This is a genomic window from Bradyrhizobium sp. USDA 372 (assembly GCF_053629095.1).
Window position 1 is genome coordinate 54,643 of sequence record NZ_JBRJHR010000001.1, and the last position, 17,144, is coordinate 71,786.

The 17,144-nt window shown below is 64.8% G+C and carries 12 protein-coding genes; 4 read left to right on the plus strand and 8 right to left on the minus strand.

The genetic code is table 11. The annotated features are described in order from the left end of the window. Positions 1–16: 16 nt before the first annotated feature. Positions 17–3,787, minus strand: coding sequence for a vitamin B12-dependent ribonucleotide reductase (locus AB7M16_RS00335; protein WP_453942817.1), 3,771 nt, complete (start codon positions 3,785–3,787; stop codon positions 17–19). A gap of 768 nt (positions 3,788–4,555) precedes the next feature. Here AB7M16_RS00335 and AB7M16_RS00340 point away from each other — a divergent pair. Next, positions 4,556–5,452 (plus strand): DMT family transporter, encoded by an 897-nt coding sequence (locus tag AB7M16_RS00340; RefSeq protein ID WP_260383506.1) that lies wholly within the window; start codon positions 4,556–4,558, stop codon positions 5,450–5,452. Between the two features lie 19 nt (positions 5,453–5,471). Here the strand turns inward: AB7M16_RS00340 and AB7M16_RS00345 are convergent, their stop codons facing one another. The 5 genes from AB7M16_RS00345 to AB7M16_RS00365 form a co-directional block, all read right to left on the minus strand. After that, positions 5,472–7,271, minus strand: a complete 1,800-nt coding sequence (locus AB7M16_RS00345) for an adenylate/guanylate cyclase domain-containing protein (protein ID WP_453942818.1) — start codon at positions 7,269–7,271, stop codon at positions 5,472–5,474. A gap of 8 nt (positions 7,272–7,279) precedes the next feature. After that, on the minus strand, positions 7,280–8,251 hold the full coding sequence (locus AB7M16_RS00350) for an ABC transporter substrate-binding protein (RefSeq protein WP_172788644.1): 972 nt from the start codon (positions 8,249–8,251) through the stop codon (positions 7,280–7,282). Between the two features lie 380 nt (positions 8,252–8,631). Further along, entirely contained in the window at positions 8,632–10,890 is a 2,259-nt protein-coding gene (locus tag AB7M16_RS00355; protein ID WP_453942819.1) for a CHASE3 domain-containing protein, read from the minus strand. Beyond that, complete coding sequence (locus tag AB7M16_RS00360) at positions 10,887–11,303, minus strand: response regulator (RefSeq protein WP_172788646.1); 417 nt, start codon at positions 11,301–11,303, stop codon at positions 10,887–10,889. The genes AB7M16_RS00355 and AB7M16_RS00360 overlap by 4 nt, the downstream gene beginning before the upstream one ends. Positions 11,304–11,533: 230 nt before the next feature. Then, entirely contained in the window at positions 11,534–12,271 is a 738-nt protein-coding gene (locus tag AB7M16_RS00365; RefSeq protein ID WP_453942820.1) for a BA14K family protein, read from the minus strand. A 242-nt stretch (positions 12,272–12,513) separates the two neighbouring features. Between AB7M16_RS00365 and AB7M16_RS00370 the strand changes: the two genes are divergently transcribed. Continuing rightward, a complete protein-coding gene (locus AB7M16_RS00370) occupies positions 12,514–12,921 on the plus strand; it encodes an NADH:ubiquinone oxidoreductase subunit NDUFA12 (protein WP_172788648.1) in 408 nt (135 codons plus the stop codon). Between the two features lie 497 nt (positions 12,922–13,418). Here the strand turns inward: AB7M16_RS00370 and AB7M16_RS00375 are convergent, their stop codons facing one another. Further along, positions 13,419–14,105 (minus strand): DJ-1/PfpI family protein, encoded by a 687-nt coding sequence (locus tag AB7M16_RS00375; protein ID WP_172788649.1) that lies wholly within the window; start codon positions 14,103–14,105, stop codon positions 13,419–13,421. A 102-nt stretch (positions 14,106–14,207) separates the two neighbouring features. Here AB7M16_RS00375 and AB7M16_RS00380 point away from each other — a divergent pair, with 102 nt between their 5' ends. Continuing rightward, on the plus strand, positions 14,208–15,146 hold the full coding sequence (locus tag AB7M16_RS00380) for a GlxA family transcriptional regulator (protein WP_172788650.1): 939 nt from the start codon (positions 14,208–14,210) through the stop codon (positions 15,144–15,146). A 68-nt stretch (positions 15,147–15,214) separates the two neighbouring features. Here the strand turns inward: AB7M16_RS00380 and bla are convergent, their stop codons facing one another. After that, a complete protein-coding gene (gene bla / locus AB7M16_RS00385) occupies positions 15,215–16,099 on the minus strand; it encodes a class A beta-lactamase (RefSeq protein WP_453947106.1) in 885 nt (294 codons plus the stop codon). 98 nt (positions 16,100–16,197) lie between these two features. Here bla and AB7M16_RS00390 point away from each other — a divergent pair, with 98 nt between their 5' ends. Then, a complete protein-coding gene (locus tag AB7M16_RS00390; RefSeq protein WP_453942821.1) occupies positions 16,198–17,094 on the plus strand; it encodes a LysR family transcriptional regulator in 897 nt (298 codons plus the stop codon). Positions 17,095–17,144: the final 50 nt, after the last annotated feature.

The following is a 17,144-nucleotide window of genomic DNA, read 5'->3' on the forward strand; positions in this document are numbered from 1 at the left end:
TGACGTCCGCGCATCCTCACGAACACCCCGTCGTGCTGCCGCAAGTATCGCACTTCATGCACGTGCCATTCCGCACCAGCGTGAAGTTGCCACACTCCGAGCACATCTCGCCCTCGTAGCCCTTGGCCTTGGCTTCCGCGCGGCGCTCGGCCTTGCTGGGCGCGGCAACCGCGGCGGTGCCGGCCTTGCTCCACTGCAGCTGCTCGAGCTTCTCCGTCGGAGACAGGTCGTGCTGGGCTTCCTGCTTCAGCGCAACGGCGCCTTCGATGGTGTCACTGAGGCGGGACGAGGTGCCGTGGGCGGCCAGCGCCGTGACCCGGCTGCCGCCTGACGGCGCGCTGTCGTTGCCTTGGCTGACCGCGGCCGAGCCGCCGCGCATCACGACGAGGTTGTCCGTGCGCGAGCGGGTGAGGCCGCGCGAGACCAGCTTGGTCGCGTGGTGGCCGCCGTCCTCGTCCGGCTCCTTGCCTTCCTCGACGCCCTTGCCGAGCGCGTCAAAGCCCGTCTCGTTGGGATCGACGTGGGCGAGGTCGAAGCGCGAGAGATAGCTCACCGCGAGCTCGCGGAAGACGTAGTCGAGGATCGAGGTCGCGTACTTGATGCTGTCGTTGCCCTGCACGGGACCCGCCGGCTCGAAGCGGGTGAAGGTGAAGGCGTCGACATATTCGTCAAGCGGCACGCCGTATTGCAGGCCGAGCGACACCGCGATGGCGAAGTTGTTGATGAAGGAGCGCAGCGCCGCGCCTTCCTTGTGCATGTCGATGAAGATCTCGCCGAGACGGCCGTCATCGTATTCGCCGGTGCGCAAATAGACCTTGTGGCCGCCGACCACCGCCTTCTGGGTGTAGCCCTTGCGGCGATCCGGCATCTTCTCGCGCTCGCGCATCACGACGATGCGCTCGACCAGCTTCTCGACGACCTTTTCGGCCACATGCGCGGCGCGCGCCGCCATCGGCTTCTCGTGCAGCAGCTCGACCGCATCGTCCTCGTCCTCATCGTCAGAGATGAGCTGCGAGTTGAGCGGCTGGGAGAGCTTGGAGCCGTCGCGATAGAGCGCGTTGGCCTTCAACGCCAGCTTCCACGACAGCATGTAGGCGGACTTGCAGTCCTCCACCGTGGCGTCGTTCGGCATGTTGATGGTCTTGGAAATCGCACCCGAGATGAAGGGCTGCGCCGCCGCCATCATGCGGATGTGGCTCTCGACCGACAGATAGCGCTTGCCGATCTTGCCGCAGGGATTGGCGCAGTCGAACACCGGGTAGTGCTCGGCCTTGAGGTGCGGGGCACCTTCCACCGTCATCGCGCCGCAGATGTGGACGTTGGCCGCCTCGATCTCACGCTTGGTGAAGCCGACGGCCTGGAGCAGGTCGAAGCCCGGAGCCGCAATGGCTTCAGCGCCGATACCGAGCTGGTCGCGGATGAAGTCTTCGCCAAAGGTCCACTTGTTGAAGGCGAACTTGATGTCGAAGGCGGTCGGCAGGGCCTTCTCGACCTTGGCGATGGCTTCATCGGTGAAGCCCTTTGCCTTGAGGGTCGAGGCGTTGATGCCGGGGGCGTTGGAGAGCGAGCCGTGGCCGACGGCATAGGCTTCGATCTCCGCGATCTCGCTCTCGCGATAGCCGAGCGCGCGCAGCGCGGCCGGCACGGCGCGGTTGATGATCTTGAAGTAGCCGCCGCCGGCGAGCTTCTTGAACTTGACCAGGGCGAAGTCGGGCTCGATGCCGGTGGTGTCGCAATCCATGACGAGGCCGATCGTGCCGGTCGGCGCGATCACCGTGGTCTGGGCGTTGCGATAGCCGTGCTTCTCGCCGAGCTCGAGCGCCGCATCCCAGGCCGCCTGGGCATGGCCGACGAGGTCTCCTTGCGGGCAGGAGACGAGGTCGAGCGGCACCGGGTTGACGCTGAGCGCCTCATAGCCCGAGGCCTCGCCGTGCGCGGCGCGGCGGTGGTTGCGGATCACGCGCAGCATGTGCGCGGCGTTCTTCTTGTAGCCGGGGAAGGTGCCCAGTTCAGCAGCTATTTCCGCGGAGGTCTTGTAGGTGATGCCGGTCATGACGGCGGTCAGCGCGCCGCAGAGCGCGCGGCCTTCCTTGCTGTCGTAGGGCAGGCCCATGGTCATCAGGAGGCCGCCGATGTTGGCGTAGCCGAGGCCGAGCGTGCGGAACTCGTAGGAGAGCTCGGCGATCGCCTTCGACGGGAACTGCGCCATCATGACGGAGATTTCCAGCACGATGGTCCAGAGCCGGCAGAGGTGCTCATAGCCCTCGACGTCGAAGTGCTTGGTTTCGGTGTTGTAGAACGTCAGCAGGTTGGCCGAAGCGAGGTTGCACGCCGTGTCGTCCAGGAACATGTATTCCGAGCACGGATTGGACGCGCGGATGTCGCCGGACGCCTTGCAGGTGTGCCAGTCGTTCATCGTGGTGTTGAAGTGCAGGCCCGGGTCGGCCGAGGCCCAGGCGGCGTAGCCGATCTTCTCCCAGAGGTCGCGCGCCTTCAGCGTCTTGGTCACCTTCCTGGAAGTGCGGGCGTTGAGATTCCAGTCGCCGTCGGTCTCGACGGCGCGCAGGAAGTCGTCCCTCAGCGAGACCGAGTTGTTGGAGTTCTGCCCCGAAACCGTGAGATAGGCTTCAGAGTCCCAGTCGGTGTCGTAGGTGTCGAACTGGATGTCCTTGTAGCCTTGCTTGGCAAACTGGATGACGCGCTTGATGTAATTGTCGGGCACGAGGCTGCGGCGCGCGAGCTTGATTTCCCGGCGCAGGGCAGGGTTCTTCTCGGGGTCGAAGCAATCGTCGCCCGAGCCTTCGCAGTTGACGCAGGCCTTCAGCACCGCCTTGAGGTGCTTCTGGTTGATCTTGGAGCCCGTGACGAGGGCGGCGACCTTCTGCTCCTCCTTCACCTTCCAGTCGATATAAGTCTCGATGTCGGGGTGATCGACGTCGACCACGACCATCTTGGCGGCGCGGCGCGTGGTGCCGCCGCTCTTGATCGCGCCCGCAGCGCGGTCGCCGATCTTGAGGAAGCTCATCAGGCCCGACGAGCGGCCGCCGCCGGAGAGCTTTTCGCCTTCGCCGCGCAGGCGCGAGAAGTTGGAGCCGGTGCCGGAGCCGTATTTGAACAGGCGCGCCTCGCGGACCCAGAGGTCCATGATGCCGCCCTCGTTGACGAGGTCGTCACCGACGCCCTGGATGAAGCAGGCATGCGGCTGCGGATGCTCATAGGCCGACTTGGACTTGGTCAGCTTGCCGGTGAAGGGGTCGACGTAATAATGGCCCTGGCCGGGGCCGTCGATGCCATAGGCCCAGTGCAGGCCGGTGTTGAACCATTGCGGCGAGTTCGGCGCGACCATCTGCATGGCGAGCATGTAGCGGAGCTCGTCGTAGAAGGCCTGGGCGTCCTCGTCGGTCGAGAAGTACTTGCCCTTCCAGCCCCAATAGGTCCAGCAGCCGGCGAGGCGGTCGAACACCTGCTTGGCCGAGAGCTCGCTGACATAGCGCTCCTTCTCGGGCAGCGCATTGAGCGCATCGGTATCGGGCACGGAGCGCCACAGGAAGGAGGGGACGGATTCCTCCTCGACCTTCTTCAGGCGCGCGGCAACGCCGGCTTTGCGGAAATATTTCTGGGCCAGCACGTCGGAGGCGACCTGCGACCACTCGCTCGGCACCTCGACATTGTCGAGCTTGAATACGACCGAGCCGTCGGGATTGCGAATCTCCGACGTGGTCAGGCGGAAGTCGATTCCCGCATAAGGTGACTGTCCTTGGGTGGTGTGGCGCCGCTCAATCCGCATTGTCTTGCCCCGTCCTTTTCTTTGACCGGTCCCGCCCCTCGTTGTGGGCGTGCCGGGTCGTCATTGCATCTCGCGGGCGCCTTCAGCCGTTCGGCCTTGGGGCACCGCAGTTCAGCCGGTGGATCCGGCCCTGTTTTTTCCCGGCACGACCCCGATGCGTCGCATCGATCATCCCGCCGGCATGTCCACACCCATCCGCCCCCAAGGGGATGTGCGCGACATGCGTTCAACGCCCCACAACGTCACTTCGTCTTCGATGCCATCCGAGCCTGTTGCCGGCCCGTTCTGGCGCCCGAAGAGCCTGCATTCCGAGGGCAGACAAGCCCTCATCCGCAGCCTTTGGCCGGCTGGCGGAGCGGAGATTTGCGAGACCCTTTGGGGGAGTGCCGGCGGGACGCAAACTCACTCGCGCCGAACGGACCGAAAGCTAGGACTCTCCGTTGCGCCCGTCAAGAACTAGTGCGAGTTCCTGAATCAAATACTAAATATGGTGGATTGTGGGGGATAACAGGGGTCTTCGCCGCGCCTGTTGTGGACCCAAGTATCAGTGAGTCCTCAGGGATTCCCAACCGAAAAAATTTGCATCCCGTGATGATGCGGAAGCTTCATCCCGCTGTTCACAGGGCAGCTATATTTTTGAGCAATGGGATTGCGTCAGCAGGACTCACGTAGCCCTACGGAAGGTGAGGGCAGGCATGCCCGCCGAAGTGGTGGTGGGACCTGCGAATCCGGGCCAAGCTGACCGTCGATTTTGCCGGACTACCTGACATGCTTGATTCGACGACGCCGGGCGTGCGGCCGCGCATCGCTCCGGCCGGCCTGATGTTCCTTGCGATCACCTCGGTCGGCTGGGGCTTCAACTGGCCGGTGACGAAATTCCTGCTCGCCGAGCTGCCGCCTTTGACGCTGCGCGGGGTCACCGGCGTGCTCGGCGCGCTGCTGCTGGCACTGCTTGCGGTGATCCGCCGGCAAAGCCTGCAGGTGGAGGGCGCGATCTGGCCGCGCCTTCTCACGTCGGCCGTGCTCAACGTCACCGGCTGGATGGTGCTGATGGGGCTGGCGCTGCTCTGGCTGCCGGCGAGCGAGGCGGCGCTGATCGCCTACACCATGCCGGTCTGGGCTTCGGTCATCGCCTGGCCGGTGCTCGGCGAGCAGCCGACGCTCCTGCGCACGCTGGGGCTGCTGCTGGCCTTCGCCGGCCTTGCCACGATCATGGGCGGCAACGGCTTTGCCGCCAGCGTCGAGAAGCTGCCGGGCATCGTCATGGCGCTCGTCGGCGCATTCGGCTTTGCCGTCGGCACGGTGTTCTCGAAGAAGTACCCGATCCGCCTGCCGCCGCTCACGGCTGCAGCCTGGCAGATCGGGATCGGCTGCCTGCCGGTCTCGATCGTCGGCCTCCTGGTCGAGACCACGCATCTGTCGCAGGTGACGCCGCTCGGCTGGTGGCTCCTGGTCTATTCGGTCGTCGGGCAGTTCTGCATCGCCTATGTCAGCTGGTTCGCTGCGCTCGCGCGCCTGCCGGCCTCGGTCGCCGCGATTGGCACCATGGCGGTGCCGGTGATCGGCGTCGTGACGTCGGCGGTGGCGCTTGGCGAGCCGCTCGGGGCAGGGCAGATCGCCGCGCTGCTGCTCACGCTGGCCGCCGTGGTGATGGCGACGCGTTAGCCTTCCGGACGCTGGGGTATCAGTGCTCCTGAAGCTCTTTCTCTCGCCGGCGTTGTGCCGAGCCCGGCGGTTTCAACGGCAGGTCAGCAGGTGCGACAGCAAAGACTTCGAGAGCCTGGTCGTAGCCTTTGATGCTCCGCTGTCCGAGCGAGGCCAACGGAACGCTGTCCCTTACCCTTCCAGCGATCGTGGGATCGGCCAGGATCTGCGCGTCCTTCGCGAGATTGCAGAGCCGCGACGCCAGATTCACCACGGCTCCCATCGCCGTGTAATCCAGCCGACCGTTATAGCCAACCGTTCCTACCGTTGCCGGACCCATGGCAACGCCCACACCAAAGCCGATCGCGTGGCCGGCGTCACACCATTTGCCGGCAAGGGACTGCACCGTCATTTGCAGGTCGATCGCGAGCCGGACCGCTTGCGTTGCCGGCTGTTCGCATGCGATCGGGGCATTGACCAGGAGCATGACTCCGTCGCCATCAAAGCCGATGAGCGTTGCCTCGTGACGAGTCGTCACGGCGCCGACGGCCTCGTAGTACTCTCGCATGACGGCCATGATGACATCGGGTTCATTGCGCGTGGAGAACGCCGTGAAGCCGCGCAAGTCGCCAAAAATGACAGCGACTTCACGTCGCTGCCCTTCGAGCAGTTCATGAGAATGCTCGACCAATTCGGCGACCTGTGACGGCAGGAACTGCTTCAGCCGTTCGATCCGCGCAGATTTCTGCTGTGAGATCGCCAGTTCAGAAGCCATTTCGTTGAAGCGCAACGCCAGTTGCTGCAACTCGTCACCGCTGAAGATTTTGATGCGATGCTCGAATTGTCCGGTTCTGATCCGCTCCACGCCCTCCTCCAGTTGCTTGATCGGACCGGACATTCTGTGCGCGCGCCAATAGGCGAGCGCCAGCGCGATAAGAACACCAAAGGCAATGAGAATTGACGAGCGCCACAACGCCGCGCGAATTGATGCAAAGGCTTCCGAGGTCGGCTGCATCGCGATCACCGTCCATCCCACATCGGCGGCCTGAACGGATAGCGCCACCACCGGGTTGCCTCGCTCCCCGGTTATCACCGCCGCTCCGCTCGTCGCGCCAACGAGATGCTTGATCGGGCCAAAACTGCCGGAGCTGGCGCGGCCGCGCAGAACCCGACTGATATCGGGATGTGCGATCAGATGACCGGAATCATCGACAACTATGGCGTAGCCGGTCTCGCCAATTCTAATGGCTGCGATGACATCCCAGATCAGCTTCAGATTGACCTCGGCGATCGCAACCCCCGCGGCCGGCAGGCTCCCGGCAACCGCGATCCTCATATAGGGCTCTGAATCTCGCCGGTACTGAACCGGTCCGTACCAGACTTCGTTGGCGCGTGCGCCCAGAACAGCGGGATCCGTCGACATATCAATGCCGCGCCCGGTCCTGTTCAGAAGCAGCCTGGAAACAAAGACCCGTTCGGTGCCGGTCTCATCAAGAAGCGAAACCGAGACGATTGCAGGGACCTGCTGCAGGAGGCGCAAGGCATCGATCTTATGTTGCGCATCGCCTCCGGCAGACCAGGGAAGCTGCACCACCCAACCCAGCTGATCTCGGATGCCATCGGTGAACGCCTCGATCCTGTCGGACGCAGCGCGAGCATCGGCCTGCAGCACCGCGCTGATCTGGCGGCGCTGGTCCCGGTACCCGAAAGAAGCCTCGACGGCCGCGCCGAGTATCAGAGGCACGACCGCAGCGACAAACAACGTCGCGAAGTACTTGCAGAACAGCGAGCGACGCGGAGGCATCGTGCACGAAGAGGACTGCGCAGCACCGTCCGTCATGACCACTCTCAGGAGATCACCTTGCTGGCGCGAAACAGGATCGACGACACATCCAGCTCGATACCCAGAAGCCTGGCTGTCTTCAGATTGACTGCAAGTTCAAACTTGTCGGGACGCATGACCGGAAGATCTGACGGATCTTCACCGCGCAGGATGCGATCGGCATAAGTGGCAAGCCGAAAATAGGTCGTGCGCTGGTTTGCGCCGTAACTTAGGAGACCTCCAGCGTCACAATATTCAGACCAGCCAAACATCGAAGGCAGCCGGTGCGCGATTGCAAGTTCCGCAATCTTCGCACGATGCACCAGCGTCACCGCGTCGGGAAACACGAGGAGAGCATCCGCGTCCACCTTGCCGGCAGCCATCAACCCATTCTCGATTTCGCGAGCGCCGGAGAACGGAACGTAGGCTGCCTCAATGCCAAGATTTCGGCACGACTCCAAAGTCGCACGCCATTCCAGTGGCTCTCCCGGGTGATCCGTGTTCGAGAACACCGCCAGTTTTCGCAGCCTTGGATAAATGTCCTTGAGCAGCTCAACGCGCTTTCCTGCCAGCTCGAGCGACAGGAATGTGCTGCCGGTGAAATTGGTGCCGGGGTGAGCAAGGCTCTTCACCACACCCAAAGCGACGGGGTCACCGCTCAATGCAAACAGCACGGGGACTTCGGTCACCGCAGTCATGACGCGCGTCGCCGGACCGCTCGAGACCACAAGGTCGACATCCCCTCGTTGCAACTCGGAGACGATCTTGCGCAGTGCCTGCGGGTTTTCAGGGGCATAATGCGTCTCGATTGTTACGGTCCTGCCCTCGACGTATCCCAGCGCGCGCATTCCCTCGCGAAAGCCGTCCAGGAAGGGATCCGGTCCGGACTGAGTCGAGACCCAGAAGATACGATGCAGCTTGGCTCCGCCCTGCGCCCGTGCGATCGCAGGCCAGGCCAGCCCCCCGCCAATCAACAAGATGAACTCTCGTCTTTTCATGCGAGCACCTGTCGAAGCTGCGCCGTCAATTCCGGCCGCAGACCAAGATCCTAGCTGTGCATCTGATGACTGCGCTCGGTACTGCGCTCCGCAAGCGGACTGTCGCGACACCGGCTCCTACATTTGTCGCCGAGAGCATGCTCAGAGACTGGTCTGGCGAGACGATTTGTCCTTGAGGTGCGCTTGATTTTTGCTTGAGACCGACCCGATGACGATCAAAACGGCCTTACGCGGTGCATAGCGCGGTGTCGAAATACCTCCGGCGCGCGGATCCGGGCGAGCTACGGCGTCTCAAGAGGACAATTGGAACTCACATCCTGAGGCAGTGCCCTCGGCCTCATATATGGTGTGACTGCAGCGCGCCTTCGGCAGTTCACGCGCTAGCTCGCCGCCATCCCGCTGCCGTTCAGTGCCTTGCGGATCATCTCGGCGAGCTGGTTGCGGCGGTAGGGCTTGGTCAGCAGCAGCACGCCGTCATCCAGCTTGCCGTGATGGACGATGGCGTTGTCGGTGTAGCCGGAGGTGTAGAGCACCTTCACGCCCGGCCGACGCCTCGCCACCTCCTCGGCGAGCTCGCGGCCGCTCATGCCGCCGGGGATGACGACGTCGGTGAACAGCAGGTCGAAGCTCTGGCCGGCCTCGATCAAGTCGAGCGCAGCCTTGCCGTCGGACGCGGCCACCGTCTTGTAGCCGAGGCTCTGCAGCTGCGCGGTGACGAAGTTGCGCACCAGCGGATCGTCCTCGACCACGAAAATGGTCTCGGCGCCGCCTTCGGCCTGCGGCGTGACGCCAGCTGCGACGTCCGCGCCGCCTTCGCCCGGCGGCAGATAGAGCTTGATCGTGGTGCCGTGGCCTTCCTCGCTGTAGATCTTGATGTGGCCGCCCGACTGCTTGACGAAGCCGTAGACCATGGAGAGGCCGAGGCCGGATCCCTTGCCGACCTCCTTGGTGGTGAAGAAGGGCTCGAACGCCTTCTGCTGGATCTCCACGGACATGCCGGTGCCGGTGTCGCTGACCGCGAGCATGACATAGGGTCCGGGTGTCACGTCGGCATTGGCCTGCGCGTAGGCCTCGTCGAGCGCGACGCGGTGGGTCTCCAGCAGCAGCTTGCCGCCGTTCGGCATGGCGTCGCGGGCGTTGATCGCCATGTTGAGCACGGCGTTGGTGAGCCTCGACGGATCGATATGCGTCGTCATCGGCCCCTGTTCCAGCACGGTCTCGATCTGGATCTGCTCGCCGAGGGTGGGGCGCAGAAGCTTTGCGATGTCGGAGATCGCGGCGTTGATGTCGACGTTGCGCGGCTCGAGCGGCTGCCGGCGCGCGAACGCCAGCAGATGCTGGATCAGCTCGGCGCAGCGCTCGGCGGCATCGTCGATCAGCCGCGCCGTGCGCTGCAGCTCGGGCTGGTCCTTCAGGCTCTCGACCAGCGTCTCGGTGTTGCCGGAGATGACGGTGAGCATGTTGTTGAAGTCGTGCGCGACGCCGCCGGTCAGCTTGCCGATCGCATCCAGCTTCTGCGACTGGTGCAGCTGCCGCTCGGTTTCGCGCGAGGTCGTCGCATCGTGATAGACCAGCACCGCCCCGGAGACGTTGCCTTGCCCGTCCCGCATCGGCCGGCCGCTGACCATGAGTTGGCGTGGCGGGTTGCCGCTGTGCGGGCGGACGATCATCTCCAGCTCTTCGAACTGCTCGCCGCGCAGCACGCGCGTCGACGGCAGCTCGTCGGCCAGAAGCGGCGTGACGCCGTCGCCGTGAAACACGTCCGACAGCGCGCGCAGATTGCCGACGTTCATGCCGGTACGATGCAGCAGCATGCGCTCGGCGGCCGGATTGGACAGCAGCACCATGCCCTCGGCGTCGATGACCAGCACCGCCTCCGCCATGCTGCGGAACGTGCTCTGGAGCACGTTGACCGACAGGCGCAGCTCGTCATGGGCGGCGACGAGGTGCTCGGTGCGCTCGGCCACCGCCGCCTCGAGAGCGGTCTTGGCGGCCTGGGTCTGCTCGAGCGAGCTCTGGAGCTCACCCGTCGTGCGGCGACTTTCGCGCATCACCAACGCGACCAGGAGCAGGATCAGCACGGCGCCGGCGACGTCGATGCCGAGCAGCACGATTCCGGTGCGGCGCGAATCCTGGGAGCGGGCGGCGAGCAGGCGTTCTTCCTCCGCGCTCAGACGGTCGAGATTGCCCATGACCGTGTCCATCAGCCCTCGGCCCTCGGCCTTGCTGTTGAGCGCGGCAATGCCGGCCTGGTCGTTGGCGGCGCGCAGGCGCATCGCGGTGGCGGCGATCTCGATCCGGCGCAGCGCCAGCGGTTCGGTGCCCTCCAGCAGCGCGACCTGATCGGGACTGTCGTGCACGTCGCGCTTGAGCTCGGCGAGGGCCGGCGCGATCTTGGCGTGCACCGCCTGGAATTCGTCGCTGAAGCCCTGGCTGCGATAGAGCTCGTAGCCGCGCGCGGCGCTCTCGGCCCGGCGCAGCAGCACGCGCAGATCGGAGATCTTCTTTTGCACCTGGACGGTGTGGTTTAGCCGCGCCGCGTCGGACCGCGACTTGACGTCGAGGGCGATCGAAGCCGCGGTGATGATCAGGAGGATGGCGAGTCCAACACCGAGAATGACGCGTTGCGTTGGAATCAAGGGGCTTCTTTCTGGTCCTTCGGCGGCGCGCTCGCGCCGGCGAGGCATTCCCGGATCGTGGTCAGCAGCGCTTCGGGCGTGAACGGCTTGCGCAGGCAGCGCGTTGCGCCGAGTTCCAGCGCCATGCGGAGAAAATCGGGAGAGGGCGAGGCAGACGAGGCGAAGGCGTAGCCCGACATCGCGATCAGCGGCGTGGCCGGGGCGCGCTCGTGAAAGATGCGGATGGATTCGAAGCCGCGCATATGCGGCATGAAGATGTCGACCAGCATCACGTCGAAGGCGTGCGATTCCAGCGCAGCCAGTCCTGTTTCGCCGCCGTCGGTGAGCGTGACGTCGAAGCCCTGACGTTGGAGGAGGACCTCGATGGTCGCGCCGACCATCGGATCGTCATCAACCACGAGAATACGCGGCATGACACTTCCCAGTAGATCGAAGTCCCCACTGTGGTTTGTGATATCCGCGAATCGTGGGTCGGGTCAATTTGGGATTGGATCGCGAAGGATATGCACGGTTCGGTGCATAAAGGTCCATTTGCATCGATTTGTATTTATCCTTGCACGTGCGAGCCGGTGAGGAAGACGCCGATTGCGAAAAAGGCGCCGCATCGCTGCGACGCCTTCTGCCTCACGCTTAGGCGATCCGATTACGGGCAGGGATGCCGCAGGCCGTCGTAACCGAGATAAGTGCCCGAGGCCGGGTCGTACGATTTGTAGCGCTGCGCGCAATAGGCAGCGGAGTCGCCGCCGCTATCGGGCACCACCGCAACCGTCGGCTCGTCATAATAGCTGTCGTAGTAGTAGGGATCGTCATAGTAGCCGTACCCGCCGCCGTAATAGGCGTAGGAGCCGAGGCCACCGATTGCGGCGCCGGCCGCAAAGCCCGGCCAGAAACCGCCGCCGCGACGATGGTGATGGTGGCGCCAGCCGCCGCTCCAGGTGCCGCCGCTGCCGCTCCACGTGCCCGGCGAGGCGGTCGCGACGCTGCGCGTGCCGCTGAACGTGGGCGAGATGCCGGGGCGGGCCGCCACGCCGCCTACAAAGCTGCCGCCGCTCGGACGGACCGCAGGGGCGGCCGCGAAACTGCCTCCGCTCGGACGCATCGCGGCGCCGCCTCCGAAACTGCCGCCGCTTGGGCGCATAGCGCCGCCGCCCGCCGCGAAATTGCCGCCGCCGCCGCCATGGAAGGCCGCGCCGCCGCCGCCCATGCGCGCGCCGCCACCGAAGCCGCCGCCGCCGATGTGAGCACCGCCGCCACCGCCGCCGACATGGGCGCCACCGCCCGCTCCGACCGCGGCGGCACGACTCTGTGCAAAGCTCGGGCTCGCCAAGGGAAGAACCAACGCCGCTGCTGCGGCAGCACTCAACAATTTCAGACTGTTCATGGTCAAACTCCTTTCCCGGAAAGCAAACCCTATGAATGCATTGGGGTTCCTGGGATCACGCCGGTTTGCGCGCGAATGGAGCCTCAGGCCCTGCTGCTGTACGGGGCATGAATGAATCGCGTCCGCTTTGCGGCAGGGGCGTGCGCGGTAGGCGGATTTGCGGGGGCGCCGGCGCGCCTGCCGAACTGGACATTTCGCCCCCCGGATGGCATCAGGACCCGACGAAGCAGGGCCCTTGCCGCATGAAACAATTCTTCCTCAAGTTCTTCACCTGGTGGAGTGGCCAGACGTTTGGCACCCAGCTCTGGACCAAGCGGTATGGCGAGCTGGTCGGGGAGGACGAGCAGGGCAACCGTTACTACCGCACGCGGGGCGGGGCGATCGATCCGACGCTCGGCTTCGAGCGGCGCTGGGTGATCTATAATGGCTACGCCGAAGCGAGCCGGATTCCGCCGGAATGGCACGGCTGGATCCACCACGTCGTCGACAAGCCGCCGACCGAGGTCAACTACCAGCCGCGCGAGTGGGAAAAGCCGCACCAGCCGAATCTCACCGGCACGGCCAAGGCCTATCGTCCCTCCGGCTCGACGCTCGCCAGCGGCAGGCGTCCCAAGGCGACCGGCGACTATCAGCCCTGGACGCCCGGCTAGCCTTTTCGGCGCACCCACGAACCACCATCGTCCAAAGCGGATGCACCTGCATCCGCGCCGCGCCGCTGTGGACAACGGGAACAGCGGGGACGCTGCTTGCGCAGGCGTTGCCTCGAGGCGGGCGATGCGGCTCAATGATCCCATCTTACGGAGATGGGAGACCATCGCGTTCGGTTCGGGCAACAGTTCGCGACTGTCCCGAGATGCAGCGGCCGCCGAGGAAGGACTCGATCGGGAGATAGGCCCCCGGTCTGGAAGCTCCGTCATCGCCCGATGTGAATGTGCAGCCACCGTGAGACAGGAAAGGCCGCTCGGGAAACCGAGCGGCCTTTTTCTGTTGGGGCCCTCGTGAGTCTCGTGCCCCGGACGCTGCGCAGCGCGAAGTGGTGCGCAGCTGAGCCGGGGCCCATTCTGCTGCGTGCTGTGTGGCTCCCTGGGTCCCGGCTCTGCGCCGCATCGCTGCGCGCTGCAGCGCGTCCGGGACACGTGAGCGGAGTCTAGTTCACCCGCTCAGCCGCGCGCTGCACCGCTTCGAGACGGCGCGCCTGGTTCTGCGCGCCGCGCTCCCTCAGCAGCGCCAGCACCTCGGCGGGCGCGGTGTCGGGCGAGCCCGCATTGAACGGCGGGGCTGGATTGTATTCCATCTGGAGCTGGATCGCTTCGGCCGTGGTGCGATTGACCATGATCGAGACCAGCGTCAGCGCGAAATCGATCCCGGCGGTGACACCGCCGCCGGTGATGCGGTTGCGATCGACGCAGACGCGTGTCTTCGTCGGTGTCGCGCCGAACTGTGCGAGCATCTCCATTGCGCTCCAATGGGTGGCCGCGCGGTAGCCCTTCAGGAGGCCGGCGGCGCCGAGGGCCAGCGATCCCGTGCACACCGAGGTGACGTATTTGGCGCCTGCCGCCTGCTTGCGCAGGAATTCCAGCACGTCCTCGTCGTTGAGAAGGTCGTTGGTGCCCTGGCCGCCGGGCACGCAGATGACATCGAGCTGGGGGCAATCCGCGAACGTCGTGGTCGGCGTCAGCGTCAGCACGGAATCGCTCGGCACCGGCTCGATCCGCTTCCAGATCAGGTGCAGTTTTGCGTCCGGGACCATGGCGAATACCTGCAAGGGGCCGGTGAAATCGAGCTGGGTGACGCGTGGAAACACCAGGATTCCGATCTGGAGCGGTGACGACATGGAGCCTCCGACAATGCGCTTGACGGCGGCAGAATGGCATGGTGCCCTGCTGTCAGAAATGGCATAATTCCCTCGCTTTCGGACATACCTGCGGCCTGGCCCATGATCGGCATCCTGATCTTCCCGGACTTCCAGCTGCTCGATGCGGCAGGCCCGATCTCGGCATTCGAGATCGCAGCGCGCTGCATCGGCAAGGCGCCGGCCATCCGCGTGCTGGCGGCCAAGCCGGGGCTGGTGCGCAGCTCGTCGGGCGTCGAGATGATGGCGCGTGACTTCAAGACGGCGAACGCGATCACGACCCTGCTCGTGGCCGGCGGCAGCGGCGTCGCGGAGGCCGCGCGCTGCGAGATCACGCGGGCCTTCGTGCAGCGGCTGGCAAGGCGCGGCGTGCGGGTCGCGAGCGTCTGCTCGGGCGCCTTCGTGCTCGCCGAGGCGGGACTTCTCGACGGCCGCCGGGCCACCACGCATTGGGGGCGGACGCGCGAGTTCGTCGCATGCTTTCCCAAGGTCAAGTTCGAGCCGGACCAGATCTTCACCCGCGACGGCAATGTCTGGACTTCGGCCGGAATCTCCGCCGGCATCGACCTCGCGCTCGCGATGGTCACCGAGGACCATGGCGAGGAGATCGCGCAGGCGACCGCGCGCCAGCTCGTGCTCTATCACCGCCGCAGCGGCGGGCAGTCGCAATTCTCGTCGCTGTTGGAGCTGAAGGCGCCGAACGGGCGCTTCGGCGCACTGTTATCCTGGGCACGCGAAAATCTCGACGCGCCGCTGACGGTGGAGGATCTCGCCGACCGCGCCGGCATGAGCGCCCGGCATTTTGCCCGCGCGTTCGCCGCGGAGACCGGCACGACGCCCTCCAAGGCGATCGAGCGGCTCAGGCTCGAAGTCGCGCGCGAGCGCGTGCAGTCCTCGCGGGAGGCGATCGAGCGCGTGGCGGAAACGACTGGCTTCCGCGATCCCGAGCGCATGCGGCGCGCCTTCATCCGCGCGTATGGCCAGCCGCCGCAGGCGCTGCGGCGCGCGGCGCGGGCGGGGTAGGGCGCCCGGCACAAGCCTCCACTTGAAGGGGCTCTGCCGGGCTTCGGTGCGAACGTCAGCTCGCGCGGTCAGCCGAATTCCTTGCCGACCTCTCGTCCGACGGAGGCAATCACCTCGTTTTGCGCGCTCATGTCGACAGAGGCGCCCGTGAGGTAAACGGCAACGACGAGCGCCGAGCGCTGAGGTGGCCATACGATCGCAACGTCGTTGTTGGTGCCGCGGCCGCCCGCTCCAGTCTTGTCGCCCACGCGCCAGCCCTGCGGCAGACCGGCGCGCAATCGGCTGTCGCCTGTCTTGTTTGCGATCATCCATTTGGACAGCTGCTCCCGACCTGCCGGCGGAAGCACGTTGCCCAGCACCAGACGCCTGTAATTCTCAGCCATCGCGTTCGGGCTTGTCGTGTCGCGAGGATCGCCTGGCGCAGCTTCGTTCAACTCGGTCTCGATGCGGTCCAATCGGGTCACGTCATCACCGAGGCTGCGGGCGAAGGCGGTCAGGCCGGCGGGGCCTCCTATTTCCCTGAGAAGCAGGTTGCCGGCCGCGTTGTCGCTCCTCGTAACGGCGGCCTCGCAGAGTTCCCGCAGCGACATGCCGTCCGGTCCCACATGCTCACGGGTGACCGGCGAATATTCGACGATGTCGGATTGATCGATGCGAACGCGTCGATCGAGGCCGTCCAGCTTCTCTCCTACCTGTTTCAATATTGCTGCGGACGCGAGCACCTTGAAGGTGCTGCACATCGGAAATCGTTCGTCTCCCCTATGGTGAATCGACGCTCCGGTTTGCGTGTCGAGCACGGTGACGCCGAGCCGACCGCCGCTTTTGCTTTCAAGCTGCCTGATGGCCTCCAACAGCCGTGTTGTTTCAAGTGTCGAAGCACCCGAGACTTTCGAGAGGAAGAGCTGTGCTGAAAGAACAAGTGTAGATGATCCGAACTGACGTCGCGTTAGCATCGTGAACTCCGATTGAACGTGTGCTTTTTTGCTGCGTGCTGCCGCGATTGACAAACGATGCTTCGTAAGGCCATCCATAAGTAAAACTTGGATCAGACGTGGCCCGCCGACCTCCCAACGTTTCCAGTCTTCCGCTGAACGCGCTCCGCGCGTTCGAGGCGGCAGCGCGTCACCTCAGCTTCACCAAGGCCGGCCTGGAACTCCGGGTGTCGCAGGCCGCCGTGAGCCAGCAGGTGCGAACTCTGGAGCGAAGCCTGCGTGCGGATTTGTTCAGGCGGCTCACGCGCGGGCTTGCCCTGACAGAGGAAGGCGAGGCGCTGTTGCCTGCGATTTCGGATGCTTTCGGTCGGATCAACCAGGTGCTGGACCGTTTCGAAAACGGCCGCATGCGGGAGACGCTGATGATCGGCGTCGTCGGAACGTTCGCGGCAGGCTGGCTCGTTCCTCGCCTCAAGAGTTTCACCTCGATCCACCCGCAGGTCGATATCAAGATTTTTGCCAACAACAATCGTGTCGACCTCGGCGCCGAGGGCTTGGACTACGCCATTCGATTTGGCGACGGCGCCTGGCACGGTACCAACGCAGAGCGTTTGGTCGATGCTTTCTTCACCCCGATGTCCACGCCAACGATAGCGAAGCGCCTCAAAGACCCGATAGATCTCCATCAACAGGTGCTGCTGCGTTCCTACCGATCCGGCGAGTGGACACAGTGGTTCGAGGCGGCGAAATGCCGGCAGCCTCGCATGACGGGCCCGACGTTTGATTCATCGGTCTCCTTGGCGCACGCTGCAGCTCAAGGAGGCGGGGTCGCACTTTTGCCGGTCGTCTTGTTCTCGGAGGATGTAGCCCGGAAACGCCTGGCCTGTCCTTACGACACCCGCGTCCATCTTGGATCGTACTGGCTCACGTCCCTGAAATCAAAGCGGCACACGCACGCGATGCAGGCATTCCGGCAGTGGATATTGGCTGAATGCAAGAAGATGAAAGTTGAATGAGCATGGCGCATCGAGATGGCCTTGCTCAAAGGCATCGCGGCGCGGTGAGG

Coding starts and splice junctions, on each gene's coding strand:
- AB7M16_RS00350 (WP_172788644.1), bottom strand. CDS start 8,251: ATGAAAAGACGAGAGTTCATCTTGTTGATTGGCGGGGGGCTGGCCTGG.
- AB7M16_RS00370 (WP_172788648.1), top strand. CDS start 12,514: ATGAAACAATTCTTCCTCAAGTTCTTCACCTGGTGGAGTGGCCAGACG.
- AB7M16_RS00375 (WP_172788649.1), bottom strand. CDS start 14,105: ATGTCGTCACCGCTCCAGATCGGAATCCTGGTGTTTCCACGCGTCACC.
- AB7M16_RS00345 (WP_453942818.1), bottom strand. CDS start 7,271: ATGACGGACGGTGCTGCGCAGTCCTCTTCGTGCACGATGCCTCCGCGT.
- AB7M16_RS00335 (WP_453942817.1), bottom strand. CDS start 3,787: ATGCGGATTGAGCGGCGCCACACCACCCAAGGACAGTCACCTTATGCG.
- AB7M16_RS00380 (WP_172788650.1), top strand. CDS start 14,208: ATGATCGGCATCCTGATCTTCCCGGACTTCCAGCTGCTCGATGCGGCA.
- bla (WP_453947106.1), bottom strand. CDS start 16,099: ATGCTAACGCGACGTCAGTTCGGATCATCTACACTTGTTCTTTCAGCA.
- AB7M16_RS00360 (WP_172788646.1), bottom strand. CDS start 11,303: ATGCCGCGTATTCTCGTGGTTGATGACGATCCGATGGTCGGCGCGACC.
- AB7M16_RS00340 (WP_260383506.1), top strand. CDS start 4,556: ATGCTTGATTCGACGACGCCGGGCGTGCGGCCGCGCATCGCTCCGGCC.
- AB7M16_RS00365 (WP_453942820.1), bottom strand. CDS start 12,271: ATGAACAGTCTGAAATTGTTGAGTGCTGCCGCAGCAGCGGCGTTGGTT.